Here is a 20228-nt window from a genome sequence, read left to right on the forward strand (position 1 = left end):
AGCTTGCTCTTCGCTGGGCACTTTTGCATTTATTTTTATAGGGCGAAAGCCCGGAGCTTCTTGTCCGCCGAATTTGCGGACAAGAAGATGCACTGCGGAGTAGCGGGAGGCCAAGGGAGAGCTTGCTCTTCGCTGGGCACTTTTGCATTTATTTTTATAGGGCGAAAGCCCGGAACAGGAGAAACACTATGAAAATATTCATCAGCGCAGACATCGAAGGCTGCGCCGGACTAAGTTTCACCGATGAGACTCATAAAAACGAGTTTGTTTACCAGAGGTATGCAGAGGAGATGACAAACGAAGTCGTCGCAGTCTGCGAGGCGGCTCATGCCGCCGGAGCGACCGCCATTGTCGTAAAGGACGGCCATGGCGACGCCTCCAACATCAACCCTCTCGCGATGCCGGAATACGTAACGCTGATCCGGGGGAAGAGCGGACATCCGTATAACATGATGTTCGGCCTTGACGAGACCTTTGACGGAGTATTTTTTCTTGGGTACCATGCGGCTGCCGGTAATCCGGAGTTTGCCATCAGCCACACCTCTACAGGAAACAGCCAGTATATTCGCCTCAATGGCCGCTATATGAGCGAGTTTATGCTCAATACCTACACCGCCTCCTCCCTCGGAATACCAGTGCTTTTTCTCTCTGGTGACGAAGCCGTGTGCCGGGATGCCAGAGAACTTGCGCCGCATATTTCGACTGCTGAGATCAAGCGCGGCGTGGGAGGTGCCACCTTCTGCGTTCCGCAGAAGCTCGCTATAGAACGTCTCTGTGAGGCTGCCAAAACCGCTGTAGAAAACAGGAGAAAATCACCAATCCCTATTGTGGATTTACCGGAAGAGTTTATTTACGAAGTGACCTACAAGGACTGGAAGAAAGCGTATCAGATGTCTTTCTATCCAGGTATGGAGCAGGTGGACCGTTTTACAAACCGTCTCAGAGCAAAATGCTGGATGGAGGTTGTTACCGCCCACAGTTTTGTCGTTTATTAGCCATAATATCCACAAAGCGGCGTTTGATGGAGGTGCTCGTGAAGTTCCAGATGGTACCAATATTGTAAGTAAATTTAGAATTCCGTAATAAAAACTTTATTGCAAATGGTATGGCAATTGGGTATCATGGTAGAGTACATAAAGTTAGACATCACGGAGGGAAACAGGAATGGATAGTAAGATGATAAGAAGAGGAGCGGCAGGCATTCTGGCTACAGTGTTGTTGTGTTTTACCGGAGTGTTTGCTTCATTCGCCAGCGCGGACACTGAGACCGCTGAAAACGCTGAGACACAGGGGCCCAAGGTGGAGTCATCGATCACCTCCTGCCTGATCAATCCGGATAAGAAAAGTGTGACGGTCAAGGTCACAAGCAGCGGAGACATGACCGGTACGGACGGAGTTCTCTATCTGGTGGAACAGAAGCCGTATCAGAAGAATCTGGAAGGACGCCTTGATTACGCAGGGGCAGCTTCATTTGGAACGGAGGTAACGTATCAGTTCCCGTTGAATGAAGGTACCGCTGAGGACCGGTTATACAGCAGATTTGTGGTAGCGGTCTGGGATGGGACGAAATACATCGAGGTCAGCGATCCGCACTATATCACAAATCCGGAGGCGGTAGCTCCGAACACAGCAGCATTTAACGATCCTTTGACAAAAAAAGGGCTTAATATCGAGCTTAACATGCTGGCAGATGCATTTGATCTGGGTGTCAAACATGTGGGAACGAATATTGCCTTTCATCAGATTTTAGGTCAGGGTATTGACTACCAGTATGACGGTAAGACGTATCATTTCGACAAGCGGGTTATTGAAGATTACGACAGAACCATCAGTGCGCTTTCCGGTAAAGGTATGACGGTTACGGCTATCATCCTAAATGGATGGAATGACGCCACGCCGGATCTGATCTATCCCGGTACGAAGAAATCTTCAAAAGCATTTTATTATTTATTTAACGCGGCAACAGAGGCAGGTTTTGAACAGACTAAGGCTATCGCTTCATTCCTTGCAGAGCGATACAACGGTTCAAATCCGGATCAGGGCAAGATATCCAACTGGATTATCGGTAATGAGATTAATAACCAGCAGTGGAATTACACGGGAGCCTGGGATTTAAACAGCTACGTTCAGGCGTATCAGGATGCATTCCGTGTGTTCTATACGGCAATCAAGAGCACCAGTGCAAACGACAGGGTCTACTTTTCTCTTGATTATAACTGGAATGCAGAGATCGACAACAAGTTAAAATACGGCGGAAAGAATATTATGGATACATTTAATTCTATCGCCAACGCTCAGGGGCAGATGGACTGGGGTCTGGCTTACCACCCATATCCGGCGCCTATGACGGAACCGGAATTCTGGGATGATGCGCAGACTGGATGGATTTCTAATGACTTTAATTCCCCTGTCATCAACTTTGCTAATTTAAATGTTCTTACCGATTACATGTCACAGGCTGCATTCCGTTCACCGACCGGAGATGTCCGCCATATTATCCTTACAGAGGAAGGATTTACGGCGAAGAGCCCGACAAGAGGAGACATTCCTCAGATTCAGGCGGCGGCATTTGCCTATTCCTATTACCTGGTAGACAGTAATCCATATATCGACGCCTATATCTTAAGCCGCCAGGTGGACGCGCCGTTGGAGGTGCGCAGTGGATTGGCATTTGGCCTGTGGGAGTGTGATATGAACCAGGGCGATACCATTGTGGCCACGAAGCGCCGTAAGATCTGGCAGGTGTTCCGTGACATTGATAAGAAGAAGTATACGCTGGAAGCTACGGAATTTGCAAAGCCGATTATCGGTGTCAACAAGTGGTCTGATCTTATTCCGAATTTCAGATGGCGTTCCATGGAGTAGAAGCGACGTAAGTGAACGAATAAGAAGTGGAATTGATACCCGGGAAGACTTGTGCTTCCCGGGTTATTTTAATGGTAAGACAGGAGCAGATTATGCAGAATCAATCAGAACAGGGGGAATCAACCCTAAGAAATTGTATACAGAGAAACCAAAATCAACAGAGTCGGGAGATCCATCGGGAAACTCTGCCAAAGATTGTAAACCAGGCAGAAATAATTTTGCAGGAAGTGCGAAGCGATGAATTGATCGATCGCCTGACAGAAGTATGGAGGCGCTCCGTCAAGAAGACCCATCTTTTCCTGTCTGATCAGGAAATCGGGGAAATAGAGAAGTATGTCCCGGCCGCGCTTCTTGAAGTTCCCACTCTGGTGATTGCTATAAATGCAGAGTGTGAACCCATTGCCTTCATGGGTACAGCGGGAGAGCGTCTGGAGATGCTTTTCCTCGAACCGGAATTGCGTGGATCTGGTTTGGGCAGGCGGCTTCTTACCTATGGTATAGAAGAGCTGGGGATACGTGAATTGTGTGTAAATGAACAGAATCCGCTGGCGAAAGGGTTTTATGAGCACATGGGATTTGAATGTTTCAAACGGACGGAGCTGGACGAGCAGGGAAATCCATATCCGCTGTTATACATGCGTTTGACGGCTAAAACGGCAGGCGAATCAGGCAATGAGGCTATCGATCGTTTGAAGATTGAGGAGTAAGTTCGATAAAAACATGTAGTTTATAAATGGGCCTTTTGAAAGTCTCATCAAATACATTATAAAATATAGTAGGAAAAAGCATAAAAACAACATGAAATTCAAATAAAACCGAACATAAAACCTAATGCGAAAACCACATAAAGCCCAACGCGAAACTCCACACACCTCCCCAAACCTCCCCACATAAAATCCAACCTGCCCCAACATAAAAGGACGCTCCCGCCAAAGACCTGACAGGAACGTCCTTTCTATAATTGTTCTTAAAATCCAATTTCCTCACTGAATACTGAAATCCAACATCTCCCATCACTGACTCCCCACCTTATTATTACTGGTAACTCAGCGCCGCATACGCATCCAGCATTCCGCCGCTCACCATTTTCCCGCTTAACTGGTCCAACTTTCGGCTGGAGTTCAGCAGAATATTTTTCACGTCGGACAGTGAAATCTCTGGGCGGTAGGAGTAGAGCATGGCGGCGACTCCGGTCACCATGGGGGCGGCCATGGAAGTGCCGCTCATGAAACCGTAATTATTGCCCGGCAATGTGCTGACAATATAGGTTCCTGGAGCCGCGATATCCACGCTGGCGGCTCCGTAGTTGGAGTCACGGCTCAAGCTTCCGTCGAATAACAAGTTGGCAACGGAGATTACGTTATCAAATGGGAATGATGCGGGATAGACCGGGTAAATGTCGGTGTCGTATCCCTTTCCGGCAATGCCGCCGTTGCCGCAGGCCACGATGAACAGCATCTTCGAATTCTGCATGGTCTGGGCCAGCGCTTCGTTATAAGCGGAGGTTCCCATGCTTAAGTTGCAGATGGCGGCGCCGTTGGCTTCCGCGTAGCGAATCGCCTGGATGACAGAGTCGGGCGAACCCGTTCCGTCACTGCCGCCTAATGCCTTTAAGGACATAATCTTTACGTAATTGTTGTCGGTGATGCCGGCGATTCCGTAGGAACCGCGGACTGCGGCGATGGTGCCTGCGGCGTGGGTGCCGTGGCTGTCTTCTTCGCCGACAAAGATCTGGCTGTTGCCGGAATAGAAGTTCCAGCCGTGAACATCGTCCACGTAACCGTTTCCGTCGTTGTCAATTCCATCACCGGGGATTTCTCCGGGATTCGTCCACATGGCGCCTGAAAATTCCTGATGGTTATAATCGACGCCTGTGTCGATGATGGCTACAACCACGGACCGCTTGTTTTCCGACTGGTCATAGAGATCCCAGGCCGGGCGGATATTGATATCGACACCCGTTACCGCGTCGGTAACCGTGGACTCGAAGTCGCCGGGACCAAGGCCCGGAAGGCCGAAACCGCCTTTGCCGCCGGAATAGATATTGTCAGCGGCCTGGAACTTTGCTTTTATCTCGACGAGCTGAAATTCTCCGTCATTTTTTAATCCCCATTGATAGGTGGCAAACTGGTCCGCTGGGGATAAATTGACAAGGCCTGGCCCCAATGCGAAGGTCTGCAGGGACTGGCCGCTCTGGCTGACGGACAGCATGTCTCCCTGTGCCGCCTTCCAGGAGGCCGTTCTATTACTTCCCGAATCGGAAATGGATCCGGAAGCGGAATCGGAAGTGGATGCAAAAGTCCATGGGATCACTGCAGACACGGCGATGGCAAGGGCTAAAGAAAGACTGACTGCGCGCGTTCTTTTCTTCATTCTGATGATTCTCCTTATGCGAGGAACATTTTTCTTTAGTATACCATAATCCCGGAGCAAAGGAGTGGAAAAATATGTGAAAATTCCCTTAATATTTTCTCAGCAGGCTGGGAACTGTAACCTCACCAGACCGGCCAGTGCGGTGGCAAGCGCCTCGTGGCCCTCTTTTGTAAGGTGCATATAATCGATTTTATTGTTTTCTTTTACGACGGTATTGGCGTCGAAATAGTGGCAGCCCATCAACTCTGCGATTTTTCTGTACTCTTCGGCGAGGCCTTCTGACTTTTCTGCACAGCCGCGGCCCATCGTAGCGCCTACCGCTGTGGCCTCGTACTCTTTTTCGATGTTCTTGGGAGCGACCACAAGGATATTGGGCCTCTTATCCCGCCAGCAGTCGGTGGTGGCGATGGCCTTTGCGATGAGACGCTTGAGGCCCAGCGCAATGCAGGCGGCGGATGCGCCGAAACGTTCCTTAGTATCATTGGTTCCCAGCATGATGATCAGCAAATCTACGGGTTCGTGGCTCATGAGGCATGGGTAAATATAATCCAGCCCGGACAAGCCCTCGTGGATCGGATCGTTAAAACAGGTGGTCCGGCCAGACAGGCCTTCCTCGAGAACGAGATAATCTTCCCCCAGCTTCTGTTCCAGGAGACGCGGCCAGCGCTCATTTTCATCGAAACGGCCGTCATTCGCAGCACAGTACCCGTGGGTATTGGAATCTCCGTAGCATACAATGTGTTTTTTCATGATGTCCTCCTCCTAAATGATTAAATATTCCGCTGCAGCCGCCAAATACTCATGCAGGCATGGCTTCTGGCTCGCTGCCTCCGGAAATAAAAAGAGAGGATGCAGCCTGCAAGCAGGTACATCCTCTCAGACTGATTTTTAAAGTCTTTATAAATCTTTCGTATCCTCGACTGCTTTTCTGATATCGTGGTAAAGCTCTACCAGCTTCGGATCATCCAGTGCAACCGGAAGGAATGGAAGTCTCGGATCGCCCATCGGACAGCCGTCCAAGGAGATGATTCCCTTTACTGCACCGTGCATGGACGGGAAGGAGCAGAGACGGTAAATAAGCGGGGTAACCAGATTCTGCACTTCTCTGGCCTTTTCCCATTCGCCGCGGTTAACCAGTTCATCCATCTTTAAGTATAACTCAGGCATGGCACCGTATGTACCGCCGATACCGGCATCAGCGCCCATCAGGCGTCCTGCGATGAACTGCTCGTCCGGTCCGTTGAATACGATGAAATCCTTGCCGCCGGCCAGCTTAAAGCGCAGGATATCCTGTGCCGGGTCGGAGGAGCATTTTACGCCGGCAACGCGCTCGTTTTCCAGCATGCGGCCGAACAGCCCCATGGACAGATTGAATCCGGTCAGCTGCGGGATATTATAAATGAAGAAAGGAAGATCGGCAGCCTCGGTAATTTTTGTCCAGTGCTGGTATACACTTTCCTCGCCCATGTGGTAATATACACAGGGAACCGCGGATGTAGCATCGGCGCCTACAGCCTCCGCATGTTTGGCGAGTTCGGCGGAATGTCTCGTATCAGGACAGCCTACATGGACGATGATATTCATGCGTCCTGCCGCTTCCTTTACAACAGTCTCCGTCACGGCCTTTCTTTCTTCCGTATCCAGAAGGAAGCCTTCGCCTGTACTGCCGCAGACATACATCTGCTTGATACCTTTGTTACAGAAATAGTTTACAACGGCCTTTGTCGCCTCTAAATCAACATCGCCGTTTTTGTCGAACGGAGTGTTGAGCGCAACAGTAACGTTTTTGAATTTGTTGACATCATACTTGGACATAATACATACCTGCCTTTTCAATTATTATAATAATTCAACAGTATCTGTGTGTATCATATCATCATTACTGGCAGAAATCAATAAAAATAAAAACTTTTTTTTATTTAATGTTTGTATTGAAAATATTTTTTATACGTGCTATGATTAAAACAGTTAAAAATCCCAAAAATCAGTAAAAAATACAAGAGGGGGTATCTAATATGGATTATTCAGTACTGGAACGGGTCAGAGGCGGTCTGATCGTATCCTGCCAGGCATTAAAGGAAGAACCGCTGTACAGTTCTTACATTATGTCCAGAATGGCATATGCGGCCAAAGAGGGCGGCGCGGTCGGCATCAGAGCTAACACCGTCGCAGATATTGTGGAAATTAAGAAAACGGTAGATCTTCCGGTAATCGGCATTATTAAGGAAGTTTACGGGGACTGTGACGTATATATCACACCGACCATGAAGGAAGTTGACGCGCTTGTGGAGTGCGGCGTGGATATTATTGCCACGGACTGCACCAACCGCATCAGACCGGATGGAAAGACTCTGGACGAGTTCTTCGCAGAAGTACGCGCCAAATACCCGGATCAGCTTTTTATGGCAGACTGTTCCTGTTATGAAGAAGGTCTTCATGCCGCACAGATTGGACTTGATCTGGTTGGTACAACGATGAACGGCTATACGGATTATACAAAGGGAGCCAAGCTTCCTGATTTTGATTTGATGAAGCATCTCGTTGAGACCTGCGGCAAGCCGGTTATCGCGGAAGGCGGAATCTGGACGCCGGAGCAGTTAAAGGCGGCTCTCGATACCGGTGTGCTGGCGGCAGTTGTAGGTACCGCTATAACGAGACCGAGGGATATCACAAGACACTTTGTGGCTGCGATACAGTAAAGAATAGTTAGGTATGACGGACAAAGAGGCCAGAAAAGTTAGTTTCTTTGTCCTTTTTCTATCAGGAGGAGATTGTTATGAGGATTGCGGCACTGGATATCGGGGGCACCTCCATCAAGTCTGGAATCTGGAACGGACAGGACATTGTGGGGGTGAAGGAGCATGCCACCAATGCCAGGAACGGCGGAAGGTATGTGATGGAGCGGGCTGTGGAGATTCTCCGTCAGTACGATGACTTTGAGGCCATCGGGATCAGCACTGCCGGCCAGGTGAATTCTGCGGAAGGCTATATTCGTTACGCCAATGAAAACATACCCGGTTATACGGGGATGAAGGTGCGGGAGATCATGGAGCGCGAGTTTCATGTGCCTGTCGCTGTAGAGAATGACGTCAACGCGGCAGCTATCGGGGAAGGCCAGTTTGGAGCGGGAAGAGACTTTGAGGATTTTCTCTGTATTACCTACGGGACCGGAGTCGGCGGCGCCATTGTCCTGAATAAGGGAATCTATACGGGAAGTGCCTGCTCGGCGGGAGAGTTCGGCGGTATTATGATCCATCCGGAGGACAGCGTATACGGGGAACCTTTCTGTGGCTGCTACGAGAAATACGCTTCCACCACGGCGCTGGTACGGAAAGCCATGGCCTATAACCGGGACCTGGACAATGGGAGAAAGATATTTGCCAGACTGGACGATCCGAAGGTGAGAGACATTGTGAACAGCTGGATCGATGAGATCGTGTACGGGCTGATTTCCGTTATTCATATTTTTAACCCGTCCTGTATCGTCTTAGGGGGCGGTGTCATGGCGCAGCCCTATATTCTGAAAGAGGTGAAGCAGAAGGCTTCTGCGAGAATCATGAGCAGCTTCCGCAATGTGGAACTGCGCCAGGCGGAACTGGGCAACCGTGCCGGGTTGATGGGCGCGGCGTATCTGGCCGGTGCACTCTTAGAAAAGAACGGCCGGACTGAAGTGCAATAAGCAGAACTGATGTAAGCAAAAGTACAATCAGCAGAACTGATGTAAGCAAAAGCGAAATAAACATAATTGTTTCGAAAACAAATGCAATACTGCAAAACTGTATACAATATCACGAAGGAATCCTTCGGATATTTGCAAACAGGATAAAAAATACATAAAATAAAAAATGGAAAAAATTTTTTTCTATTCAATGTTGACAAAATAAATTTTCGGTAATATAATGTGTTTATCAACAACAAGGGCGTGACGGATGAAGGACAAATGATCCATCGCGCCTTTTTATTTTAAAAAAGGAGGAAGTATTGCATGAAATTGAAAAAAATCTTTTCTTTAGGACTGGCTGCGGCGATGACGGCATCTTTGCTGGCTGGCTGTGGATCCGGTAACCCAACGAGTTCCACTACAGCTGCCACCGCGGGGGGACAGGCAGATACGACAGCCGCACCGGCAGAGCCGGCAGCAGCGGGGGAATCGGGTGTTCTCTACAGCAACGGCGGCCCTACTGAGTTTTTCGAGACACCGTGGCTCAATCCTGGTACATACACATATAACAAAACCCTGTACGCACATCTGATCTTTGCCGATGAGAACCTGGCGCCGGTAACCGGTGAAGGCGATCTGGCTAAATCTTACGAGATGTCCGACGATGGAATGACACTGACCTTTGAGTTAAGAGATAATATTTTCTGGCACGACGGCGAAGCGATTACAGCAGACGATATTCAGTGGAGTATTGAGTATGCGCTTAAGACAACGGTGTTAAACTCCGTATTCCGTTCCACATTTGAAGCATTAAAGGGTGCGGCTGCCTATGAGGACGGCAGCGCCGAGCACATCGAAGGAATTGCCGTGGACGGTAGCAAGATTACACTGACCTTTGAGAAAGTCGCACCGGATGCACTGCTGACATTTACGCAGTTTGCTCCTCTGCCTAAGAAGTATTTGGCGGATACAGATCCGATCTCCTTACAGCAGGCCAAGTATTTCCAGAGCCCGATCGGTTCCGGCCCATTCATGGTAGATGAAGTTCAGATGAACAACTACACCACATTGAAGCCGTTTGACAAGTACTACGGCGGAACCGCGAACTTCACCATTCACTTAAATCCGAGTGCAGGCGACAGCGATGCGAACTTCGTAACGAATGCGAAGGCAGGCAAGCTGGATTACGCTTACACCAAGAACATTGCCGATGTCAAGGCGCTGGAGGGAACACCTGGACTTACCATCGACACTGTAAATGTGCGTTATACCCGTCTTCTGTATTTAAACAAGTTTGACAAAAAGGACGGCAAAAAGGCGCCTCTGGCAGATGAGAAAGTACGCCAGGCCATCGCTTATGCACTTGATATGAAATCCATCTTAGACGGCGTTTTCGAGGGAGCAGCACTTCCTGCAAACAGCCTGACACCAGATGGAGCGGACAAGGTAGACGGACTGAACAATTACGACTACAATCCGGAAAAAGCAAAAGAACTGTTAAAGGAAGCAAACTGGGATCCGAATACAGAGCTTGATGTTGTTTATTACTATACGGATCAGATGACACAGGATCTTATGGCTATCATTCAGCAGTACCTTGCAGAAGTAGGCATTAAGATGAACGCAAGACTGGTAGAAGGCGATCTGGCAACCATTCTCTGGAAAGCTCCGGAAGATCCGGTCAACGGACCGAGCGCAGTTGACTGGGATATGTGCTACGCAGCCAATGCGGCATTGTCCTTACACGAGTACTATGACAGATATCAGACCGGTTATTCCATCAACTCTCATACACCGAGCGATCCGAAGTTAGACGAACTCATCGCGGCCACCAATGCTTCCGTAGATGCAGAGGTACAGAGAAAAGCATTCTTTGAATTACAGAAGTATGAGAATGAGACATTATTCGAGCTTCCGCTTTACTATCAGCCAATCTTCCTGCTTCAGAGCGACAAGATTGTAAAGGGTGCAAAGCTTGGCAACCCGCAGTTTAACTATAACTGGGATATTCAGAACTGGGAAATCAAGTAACACTTAGGAGGTGCTGTTAAGGGATTGTATATCATGTACAGTCCCTTAACTTTTAAGAAAGGTGATAAAATGGCAAAATACACAATTAAAAAAATTCTTGGTATGATTCCCATGCTGTTGATCATTACGTTTATCATTTACTGGCTTCTGGATTTGACACCAGGCGATCCCGTTTCGTACCTGATGGACCCGGAGGCGCTTGCGAGGCTGACCGCCGAGCAGGTAGCGGCGCTGCGCGCACAGTATGGACTTGATGATCCTTTTTTTGTCCGCTATTTTAAATGGCTGGGACGCCTGCTGACCGGAGACTTTGGCTACAGTTCTTCCAGCGGTGTGCCCGTAATCCAGATTATGGCGGAACGGCTTCCGGCCACTCTTGAACTGGCCGTGGCGGCACTCTGCATCTCCACCGTATTAGGAAGTGTTCTCGGTGTTCTCGGCGCAATCTACAAGGGAACCATCGGCGACAACGTTCTGACCGTAGCCGGTATGATCGGCGTATCCATCCCTCAGTTCTTCTTCGGTGTCTGTGCAATCTTAATCTTCGCATTAAATTTAGGATGGCTGCCGGTTGGCGGCCGAACGGATCCGACCGTGGTCAATTTTGCAGGGCGAATCAAGTATCTCGTTATGCCGGCTCTCGTTCTGGGAATCTCCATGACGGCAGGTGTCATGCGTTACGCCCGAAGCAGCATGCTGGATACCATGAACAAGGACTACATAAAGACGGCCCGCAGCAAAGGGCTCTCTGAATTCAGAGTGAATTTAGTACACGGCTTCCGTGTATCGCTGACTCCTGTTATTGTACTGGTGGGCTTCCGCCTTCCGACCCTGATCGCAGGTTCCGTAGTTATCGAGACCGTATTCCAGTGGCCTGGAATCGGAAGTGCATTCAATACGGCGGTTCGTTCGCAGAACTACAATCTGGTCATGATGCTGGCGCTGTTATTCGTCTTCATGACACTGTTTGCCAGTACGCTGGTCGACATCCTGACTGCCGCGTTAGACCCGCGTATTAAGCTGGAACGATAGGAGGGACGGAAGATGAGTATAAAATCAAAACAGCTGCATTTAAACCGGAAGTTTGACCAGATCCGACAGATGGAGGAATCCGGAGAACTGAAGAACAAGAAGTCCGGCAACCGGGCGTTACGAAAGCTTTTGAACAACCGTCTTGCCATCGTGGGCGGCGTAATTTTCCTGATCATTCTTCTGGCCTGTATCTTCGCACCGCTTTTAACCGGCTATTCGCCGAAGGCCGTGGATATGAAATCCATTCTGAAGCCGCCGTCAGGTGAGCACTGGTTTGGGACGGATAAGATCGGCCGGGATGTATTTGCGCGAGTCCTGTACGGCGGCCGCATGTCCATCGCGATCGGATTCGGAAGCGCCCTGGGCTGTGCGTTTATCGGCGTACTCTTAGGATGCTACAGCGGATACCGAGGCGGCTGGTTCGACAGCCTTATGGTCAGGATCTCCGAGGTGTTCATGTCCATTCCACAGCTGATTCTCGTTATGATGCTGGTTGCGATCATGGGACAGAGCGCGAAGAACATCGTGATTATCTTCATCATCTGCGGCTGGGGTTCCTGTTTCCGTATGGCCAGATCCCAGGTGCTCTCCATAAGAGAAGAGGAATACGTACAGTCCTTAAAGGTGTTCGGACTCAATCCGTTTATCATCTGCTACAAGCATATTTTACCGAATGCGTTAAGCCCGATTATTGTAAATGTTACACTGAGTACAGCCATGTTTATCCTGGAGGAGGCTTCCTTAAGTTTCTTAGGCCTGGGCGTTCCGTTGGAGGTCCCGACCTGGGGCAATATTTTAAATGCGGCTCAGGATATGTTCACTCTTCAGAATAACTGGTGGATGTGGCTCCCAACCGGTATTGTGGTTTCCTTATTCGTCATGAGCATCAACTTCATGGGCGACGGCATCAGAGATACCACAGATCCGACACAGCAGGGCTAGGAGGCAGGATATGAGCGATAATGCAGTAATTTCCGTTAAAAATTTAAAGACGTATTTCTATACAAATGAGCGCTGCAACAGGGCGATCAACGGCGTTTCCATGGATATTAAAAGCGGCAAGACACTCTGTATCGTAGGAGAGTCGGGCTGCGGCAAGAGCGTGACGGCTACTTCCATCATGCAGCTGCTTCCCAAGCTTTCCAGGATCGAGGAAGGAGAAATCATCTATCACAGCGGAGACAAGCGCGGTGATATTAAGATCCACGAACTGGAAAGAAACGGAAAAGAGATGAGGGATATCCGCGGCAAGGATATCGCCATGATTTTCCAGGATCCCATGACGGCGCTGAACCCGGTCTACACGATCGGATGGCAGATTGAGGAGATGATCCGCTCCCATAACAAGAACGTATCCAAGAAGGAGGCCAGGGAAACAGCCTTAAAGCTTCTGACCGACATGGGAATCCCCAATCCTCAGAAGAGAATCGACCAGTATCCCCACGAATTCTCCGGCGGTATGAGACAGCGTGCCATGATCGCCATGGCCATGAGCTGTAATCCGAAGGTCCTGATTGCCGATGAACCGACTACGGCTCTCGATGTGACCATACAGGCCCAGATTTTCGAACTGATGGATCATTTAAAGAAGAATTACAACACGGCTATCATGCTGATTACCCACGACATGGGAGTGGTCTGCGAGCTGGCCGACGATGTCGCCGTCATGTACATGGGTAATATCATCGAAAGCGGCTCTGCGGAGGAGGTGCTGGATCACCCCACGCATCCGTACACAAGAGCGCTGTTAAAGTCCATCCCTGTTCTGGGAAGGGGCGCCGAGCAGGATATCAACCCGATCAAGGGTTCCACGCCGGATCCGTACAACAGGCCGCCCGGATGCCAGTTCGCGCCGCGGTGCGACTACGCCTGCCCGGAATGCGACAAATGCATGCCTGAAGAGGTACAGCTTGGCGGAACTCACATGGTACGATGCGCACGGTATCAGGAGGTGACAAACGATGGCAGATAAGAATCATGATAAGAAAAAAGAAGCGCTGCTTACAATCAAAGGCTTAAAAACGTATTTTCCGGTCAAGGGCGGCTTCATGGGAAAGACCCAGAGCTACGTCCAGGCTGTCAACGATATTGATTTGACCATCTATAAAGGGGAGACCCTGGGGCTGGTAGGAGAGTCCGGATGCGGAAAGACGACGCTGGGCAAAACCATCCTTCAGCTCTATAAGCCGACCGAAGGAGAGATGGTCTACGAATTTGAGAACGGCCCCCGCAATCTGGAGAAGCTGACCAGTAAGGAGATGGATGAGGCCAGAAAGAAGATTCAGATCGTTTTTCAGGATCCTCAGTCTTCCTTAAACCCGTCCTTTACGATCTACCAGTCCCTGTCCGATCCGCTGAAGAAATTCGGCATCAAGACGAAGGAGGAGAGAAGGAAGATCATCGGCGATCTGCTGGAAGCCGTAAATATGCGGCGGGAATACATGGACCGTTATCCCCATGAGTTCTCCGGCGGCCAGAGACAGCGTATCGGCATCGCCAGGGCGCTGTGCATCAACCCTGAGCTTGTGATCTGTGACGAGGCGGTCAGCGCGCTCGACGTATCCATTCAGGCTCAGGTATTAAACCTGTTAAAGAAACTGAAGGAAGAGCGCAATCTGACCTATATCTTCATCACCCACGATTTGAGCGTGGTGGAGTATATCAGCGACAGAATCGCAGTCATGTATCTTGGCAGAATCGTGGAGCTGGCTGAGGCGGATGAGCTGTACCGCAATACCGTTCATCCATACACCCAGGCTCTTCTCTCTGCGATTCCGGTTGCGGATATTCATCATAAGAAAAAGAGGATCATTCTGGAGGGCGATGTGCCTTCCCCAATGAATCCGCCCAGCGGCTGCCATTTCCACGGAAGGTGCAGCCAGTGTCAGGAAATCTGTAAGAACCAGAGGCCGGAACTTAAGAAATATGACATTGACGGGCGTGAACACTACGTCGCCTGCCATTTTGCAGAGGAAAATATCAAACATGCGGCTGAAAAACGAAATAAAATGTGATGTGCTTGTCATGGGGGCCGGGATCGCGGGCATTATGGCTGCGATCTCAGCCGCCGAAGCGGGGGCAGATGTCTGTATCGTAAGCGGTACGCGCATCTGCTCCGGCTCCAGTTTTTATCCGGGGACATGGGGCCTGGGGCTCGTGGGACCCGAAAGTGAAGCGGATGAGGAAGACTTAAAGTCCGTGATTTTAAAGGTCGGTGAAGGCATGGCAGACCCGGAGCTGGTCTCCGTCCTGGTCAGCCATATCCGCAGGGGTACGGATCGGTTAAAGGCATTTGGAATCCAGCTGAAGGAAGCTGAAAACAAAGGGGAGAAGGAGTTCATCCCCTGTTTTGATTATAAAAACAGAGACTGGCACGGGATTGTAAAAGACAGCGCCCGGGAGGTGTTCCTGGACCGGTTAGAGGAACTGGGGGTCAGAAGCTTTCCGTGCACCCATATCCTGCAGTTTATCATGACGGACGGACGAGTAAGCGGCGCGGCGGCCTTGACAGAGAAAGGCGGACTGACCGCTTTCTCCTGCAAAAGTCTGGTGGTGGCTTCCGGAGGACTGGGCGGACTGTTCCAGTACCGTCTGAACACGGATGACGTCACCGGATGCGGCCAGTATCTGGCTCTCCGTGCCGGTGCGAAGCTGGTAAATATTGAGTTCATGCAGATGATGCCAGGGTATCTGTCTCCGGCGCCGAAGACGATCTATAACGAAAAGGTGTTCAAATACAGCAATTTCTGCCGTCAGGAGACGGGGCGTTCCATCTTTGAGGACTGGCGGAAGGAGGATTTGGAAGAGCGGATGGAGGTGCGTTCTACCCACGGTCCGTTTACCACCAGGCTTCCGTCCGCGCCGGTAGATATCAGGCTGTTCACGGAATTTTTGAGGAATCCCAGAGGCGTCACGGTGACGTACCGGGAATCCTTAAGGGAAAATCAGCCGGAATTCATCAGGACCTACTTTGAATGGCTGAAAGAAGAGAAGCATTTGACGATCGACGATCCCATCCAGCTGGGGATTTTTGCCCACGCGTCCAACGGGGGAATCAGGATCGGACCGGACGGAAGCACGGGAGTTCCCGGCCTGTATGCCTGCGGGGAGGCGACGGGAGGAATGCATGGGGCGGACCGGCTGGGCGGCTTATCGACGGCTAATGGCCTGGTGTTCGGAGAGATCGCGGGGAAAGCCGCGGCCGGCTGGAGCAGCATCTCCGGACCGGAGGAGGAATGGGCGGAGGTACTGCTCTCTGTCATTCCCAATGCCGCTTCCTATTTAAAACAGATTCAGGAAATGAATTTCGAATGCGCCATGGTGATTCGCAATGGCGCGCGGGCGGAGCTTGCATTAAACCGATTGGAACGGATCAGGGAGCTGTGCAGATGTGAAGCGGGATACCTGGAAACGGGAGACGACACGGCGGGGCTTGCGGTATCCTGCCGTCTTACCGCGGCGCTGCATTTATCCGAGTGTCTGATGAAGGCGATTCTGCTGCGAAAGGAAAGCCGTGGTTCCCATTATCGCTGGGATTACCCGGAGAAAAAAGAAAATTTCTCCAAAAGAATTTTATCGGTGTGGGATGATGGGGTGAAAACAGGCTGGGAATAATTTGTCAGTTAAAAAGAAAATTTTAAATTATATAATAAAAAAACTTTTTTTTATTAATTGACAAACGACTGTTCCCTGGTATATTCTAGTAGCAGAGGCGGCGTAGGCGCGACGGAAACGGCATGATGCGGTGCCGTTTCCGGCGTGCCTTTTCTTATTACGGTGACCCGTGCATCATGCATGGGCTTCGTCGTAGGATTGCCGGTGGAAACATAAAGGGGGATTAAACATGCAAGGAGACTTTTTAACAAAAATCAGAGCAGAGTACAATCAATTTACGAAGGCGGAAAAGAAGGTGGCCGATTATATCCTGCAGAATCCGAGAGAAGTGCTTTTTATGTCAATTACGGATCTGGCAGAGGTATGTGAGGTTGGAGATACGAGCGTATTCCGCTTTTGTAAGACCATGAATTTGAAGGGATATCAGGAGTTTAAGATGATGCTGTCCTTAAGCCTTCACGATGGGAAATCGGGGCTTGGTCAGCTGGATGGCGACATCAGCCAGGAGGACAGCTTCTCAGAGATGGCTCAGAAGGTGCTGAACACGAATGTAAACGCGCTGAAGGAGACCTTTTCTCTGCTGAATGAGGAGAACTTCGATAAGGTGATCAGATACCTTCATGATGCGGACAGGATCTGCTTCTATGGAGTGGGTGCCAGTATGCTTACGGCCATGAAGGCGGCCAATAAGTTTCTGCGCATCGAGCCGAAGGTGTACTGTGTCCAGGATTCTCATATGCAGGCCATGGTAGCTTCCATGATGAGAGCGAATGAGGTGGCGGTGGTCTTTTCCTATTCCGGAGCCACAAAGGACACCATCCATGTGGCGGAACTGGCCAAACGTGCCGGGGCGACGGTGATCTGCGTGACCAGATTCGTCAAATCACCGCTGACATCGTTTTCCGATGTGACGCTTCTGTGTGGAGCCAATGAAGGGCCGCTTCAGGGCGGTTCGACTTCGGCGGAGATCAGCCAGCTGTTCCTGATTGATTTAATGTATACAGAATACTATCGTCGATATTTTGAAAAATGCAGCAAAAATAACGAAAAGACTTCTTCGTCGGTCATTGAAAAACTTTACTGACCAAAGATTATTCCTAAAAAAAATAAAAAAAGAAAAATTTTTTTATTTCAGATTGACAAAAAGAAAATTCCGATATATAATAAATTCATAAACGAGAAAGGCGCTTAATTGCAAAAAGTATACAGATTGACCAAATGCCTTTGGCGTTAAATTGACTTATTATAAGGAGGAGTAGTAATGAAGAAAATTTTATCTCTTGGTTTGGCAACGGCTATGGTAGTTGGTACGCTGGCAGGATGTGGTGGAAACAAACCGGCAGAGACGACGGCAGCTCCAGAGACGACGACAGCGGCGGCAACAGATGCAAGCAAGGCACCGGAAACAACCGCAGCAGGTGGTACCACGGATATCGTATGGTGGGCATTCCCGACATTCGGCGTAGACACTGGATACGAGCAGGAAGTCGTTGATGCATTTACTGCGAAAAATCCTGACATTAACGTCAAGGTAGAGTACATCGACTTTACGTCCGGCCCGGATAAGCTGACAGCAGCTCTGACTTCCGGTACAGCACCTGACATTCTCTTCGATGCACCAGGCCGTATCATTGAGTTTGGAGAAGCCGGCTATCTGGTTCCTTTAGATGATATGTTAGACGAACTGAAGAGCGATTTAACCAGCCAGTCTCTGATTGAAACCTGCGTAGGCGCAGACGGTACTGCCTGGATGTATCCGATTTCCTCCTCTCCATTCTATATGGGTCTGAACAAAGAGGCTCTGGAAAAGGCAGATGCACTCCAGTATGTAAACCTGGAAGGCGACCGTACATGGACGACCGAGAATTTCGTAAAGATGTGTGAAGCGCTTCGCGACGCAGCTCCCACACAGGTTCCCGGCATTGTATACTGCGGAGGACAGGGCGGCGATCAGGGTACTCGTGCTCTTGTAAATAACTTATATGGCGCTTCCATCGTCGGCGATGACGGCAAATGGAATATCAGCGAAAATGGCGTAAAAGCTCTCACTCTGTTAAAGAGCATGTATGACAGCAAGGCAATCGATGCAGGCTTTGACATGGCAGCAGCAGATGAGCTTCAGAAGTTCCAGCAGGAGACTGCAGCGATGACATTCTGCTTTGGTACTTCCAGTGAAATTACATATGCATCAGATGACTTTACACAGCTTTCCGTTCCATTCCCATCAGAGAGCGGCAAACCTTCCTTAGAGTATCTGGTTAATGGCTTCGCTATTTTTGACAACAAAGATGAAGCACGCGCTGAGGCATCGAAAAAGTTCGTGAAATTTATCTGTGATGATGCAGAATGGGGTCCGAAGAGCGTTGTTAAGACCAATGCATTCCCGGTACGTACTTCCTTTGGCGATCTGTATCCTGGAGATGAGCACAAAGCGATGCTGGCTTCCTGGAGCCAGTACTATGGCCCATACTACAATACACGTGCAGGCTTTGCAGCCATGCGTCCGCTGTGGTTCAATATGCTTCAGCAGGTATTCAACGGTACCGACCCACAGGCCGCTGCTGACGAGTTCAACGCGAGTGCAAACAGCAACTAATAAACACTAATTTATGAACAGCAACATTTACATGGCTTCCTTCTTCTGCCGAGTGCAGAGGGAGGAAGCCAATCTTTAGGGAGGGAGTGTAAAACACATGGCAAATACAACTGTTTCCACACAGAAACCCGGGCGTCCAAAAAACAAGAAAGAAAAAATGCCTGCACGCAGTAAGGTGCTTCAGCGCAGAGAGACATTTGTTTCATATATGTTCCTGCTTCCGGCGCTGATTTTCTTTGTAGGCTTTGTTATTTTCCCTATGGCGTCAGGGGTTATCACCAGCTTTACCAATGCCAGTTTTTCAGATCCGAAGGGAACTGCCGTAGGATTTGCCAATTACATACGGCTTTTTCAGGATAAAATATTCTTAAAATCGGCGGTGAATACCGTTATTATCGTGGTGGTATCGGTTCCTGTTGTAACCGCATTCTCCCTGTGGGTCGGAACAGCCATCTATAAGATGCGTTCCGGTATCCGTTCCTTTTTCCGCTGTGTATTCTATCTTCCGGTAGTAACCGGTTCCGTCGCAGTTGTTGTAGTATGGAAATGGATGTTCGATAAGTATGACGGCCTTTTTAACTATATCATCAGGAGCTTTGGCGGGCAGCCGCTTCCCTGGACTTCCGGTGAGTCCATGGCCCTGTGGTGTATTATTCTGATCCTGTTTACGACCTCCATCGGTCAGCCGATCGTTCTTTACGTAGCAGCGTTGGGCAATGTGGATGCCTCAATGGAGGAGGCGGCCAAGGTAGATGGAGCCAATAATTTCCAGGTGTTCTGGAATATTAAGTGGCCGTCTATCATGCCGACGACACTGTATGTGGCGGTTATTACCACCATCAACAGCTTCCAGTGTTTTGCGCTGATCCAGCTTCTGACCTCCGGCGGTCCGAATTACAGCACCAGTACGGTTATGTACCTGCTGTATGAGATCGCATTTAAGACCACCAAGGAGTTTGGTTATGCCAACGCCATGGGTGTGGTTCTGGCAATTGTAATTGCGCTGTTCAGTGCCTTGCAGTTTAAGGTCATGAATGGTGGAACATCAGAATAGGA

Annotated in this window: 17 protein-coding genes; 14 read left to right on the top strand and 3 right to left on the bottom strand. The window is 49.6% G+C overall.

Going from position 1 to position 20228, the window contains the following annotated elements:
- Positions 1–188: 188 nt before the first annotated feature.
- The 3 genes from ACLTD4_RS11900 to ACLTD4_RS11910 all read left to right on the top strand — a co-directional run bounded on the left by ACLTD4_RS11900 (position 189) and on the right by ACLTD4_RS11910 (position 3572).
- Positions 189–995, top strand: coding sequence for a M55 family metallopeptidase (locus ACLTD4_RS11900; RefSeq protein ID WP_117622356.1), 807 nt, complete (start codon positions 189–191; stop codon positions 993–995).
- Between the two features lie 169 nt (positions 996–1164).
- Complete coding sequence (locus ACLTD4_RS11905) at positions 1165–2865, top strand: DUF5722 domain-containing protein (RefSeq protein WP_055653500.1); 1701 nt, start codon at positions 1165–1167, stop codon at positions 2863–2865.
- 92 nt (positions 2866–2957) lie between these two features.
- A complete protein-coding gene (locus tag ACLTD4_RS11910; protein WP_117622355.1) occupies positions 2958–3572 on the top strand; it encodes a GNAT family N-acetyltransferase in 615 nt (204 codons plus the stop codon).
- Between the two features lie 328 nt (positions 3573–3900).
- Here ACLTD4_RS11910 and ACLTD4_RS11915 read toward each other — a convergent pair whose 3' ends face one another.
- The 3 genes from ACLTD4_RS11915 to ACLTD4_RS11925 form a co-directional block, all read right to left on the bottom strand.
- Positions 3901–5238 carry a S8 family peptidase gene (locus tag ACLTD4_RS11915; protein ID WP_117622354.1) on the bottom strand — a complete coding sequence of 446 codons (1338 nt, stop codon included), beginning with the start codon at positions 5236–5238 and terminating at the stop codon, positions 3901–3903.
- A gap of 99 nt (positions 5239–5337) precedes the next feature.
- Positions 5338–5988 carry an SGNH/GDSL hydrolase family protein gene (locus ACLTD4_RS11920; protein WP_181988670.1) on the bottom strand — a complete coding sequence of 217 codons (651 nt, stop codon included), beginning with the start codon at positions 5986–5988 and terminating at the stop codon, positions 5338–5340.
- Between the two features lie 147 nt (positions 5989–6135).
- A complete protein-coding gene (locus ACLTD4_RS11925; protein WP_002604723.1) occupies positions 6136–7053 on the bottom strand; it encodes a dihydrodipicolinate synthase family protein in 918 nt (305 codons plus the stop codon).
- A 200-nt stretch (positions 7054–7253) separates the two neighbouring features.
- On the opposite strand from ACLTD4_RS11925, the gene ACLTD4_RS11930 reads away from it, so the two are divergent.
- From ACLTD4_RS11930 to ACLTD4_RS11980, 11 genes are all read left to right on the top strand, one after another.
- The gene (locus ACLTD4_RS11930) at positions 7254–7937 is read left to right on the top strand and encodes an N-acetylmannosamine-6-phosphate 2-epimerase (protein ID WP_002604722.1); all 684 of its coding nucleotides are present in this window, start codon (positions 7254–7256) and stop codon (positions 7935–7937) included.
- A gap of 77 nt (positions 7938–8014) precedes the next feature.
- Positions 8015–8917, top strand: coding sequence for an ROK family protein (locus tag ACLTD4_RS11935; protein WP_242353352.1), 903 nt, complete (start codon positions 8015–8017; stop codon positions 8915–8917).
- A 306-nt stretch (positions 8918–9223) separates the two neighbouring features.
- The gene (locus tag ACLTD4_RS11940) at positions 9224–10930 is read left to right on the top strand and encodes an ABC transporter substrate-binding protein (RefSeq protein WP_055653511.1); all 1707 of its coding nucleotides are present in this window, start codon (positions 9224–9226) and stop codon (positions 10928–10930) included.
- Positions 10931–10999: 69 nt separating this feature from the next.
- Positions 11000–11962 carry an ABC transporter permease gene (locus ACLTD4_RS11945; RefSeq protein ID WP_025530777.1) on the top strand — a complete coding sequence of 321 codons (963 nt, stop codon included), beginning with the start codon at positions 11000–11002 and terminating at the stop codon, positions 11960–11962.
- 12 nt (positions 11963–11974) lie between these two features.
- Positions 11975–12904, top strand: a complete 930-nt coding sequence (locus tag ACLTD4_RS11950) for an ABC transporter permease (protein WP_002604718.1) — start codon at positions 11975–11977, stop codon at positions 12902–12904.
- Between the two features lie 10 nt (positions 12905–12914).
- A complete protein-coding gene (locus ACLTD4_RS11955) occupies positions 12915–13934 on the top strand; it encodes an ABC transporter ATP-binding protein (RefSeq protein WP_002604717.1) in 1020 nt (339 codons plus the stop codon).
- Positions 13924–14976 carry an ABC transporter ATP-binding protein gene (locus ACLTD4_RS11960; RefSeq protein ID WP_055653513.1) on the top strand — a complete coding sequence of 351 codons (1053 nt, stop codon included), beginning with the start codon at positions 13924–13926 and terminating at the stop codon, positions 14974–14976. Before ACLTD4_RS11955 ends, ACLTD4_RS11960 begins: the two co-directional genes overlap by 11 nt.
- On the top strand, positions 14948–16576 hold the full coding sequence (locus ACLTD4_RS11965) for an FAD-binding protein (RefSeq protein ID WP_117622352.1): 1629 nt from the start codon (positions 14948–14950) through the stop codon (positions 16574–16576). The genes ACLTD4_RS11960 and ACLTD4_RS11965 overlap by 29 nt, the downstream gene beginning before the upstream one ends.
- A gap of 229 nt (positions 16577–16805) precedes the next feature.
- Positions 16806–17660 (top strand): MurR/RpiR family transcriptional regulator, encoded by an 855-nt coding sequence (locus ACLTD4_RS11970; RefSeq protein ID WP_055653517.1) that lies wholly within the window; start codon positions 16806–16808, stop codon positions 17658–17660.
- A 177-nt stretch (positions 17661–17837) separates the two neighbouring features.
- Entirely contained in the window at positions 17838–19172 is a 1335-nt protein-coding gene (locus ACLTD4_RS11975) for an ABC transporter substrate-binding protein (protein WP_002604713.1), read from the top strand.
- 97 nt (positions 19173–19269) lie between these two features.
- Positions 19270–20226 (top strand): carbohydrate ABC transporter permease, encoded by a 957-nt coding sequence (locus ACLTD4_RS11980; protein WP_002604712.1) that lies wholly within the window; start codon positions 19270–19272, stop codon positions 20224–20226.
- Positions 20227–20228 lie beyond the last annotated feature (2 nt).

The organism is Hungatella sp., assembly GCF_046966825.1.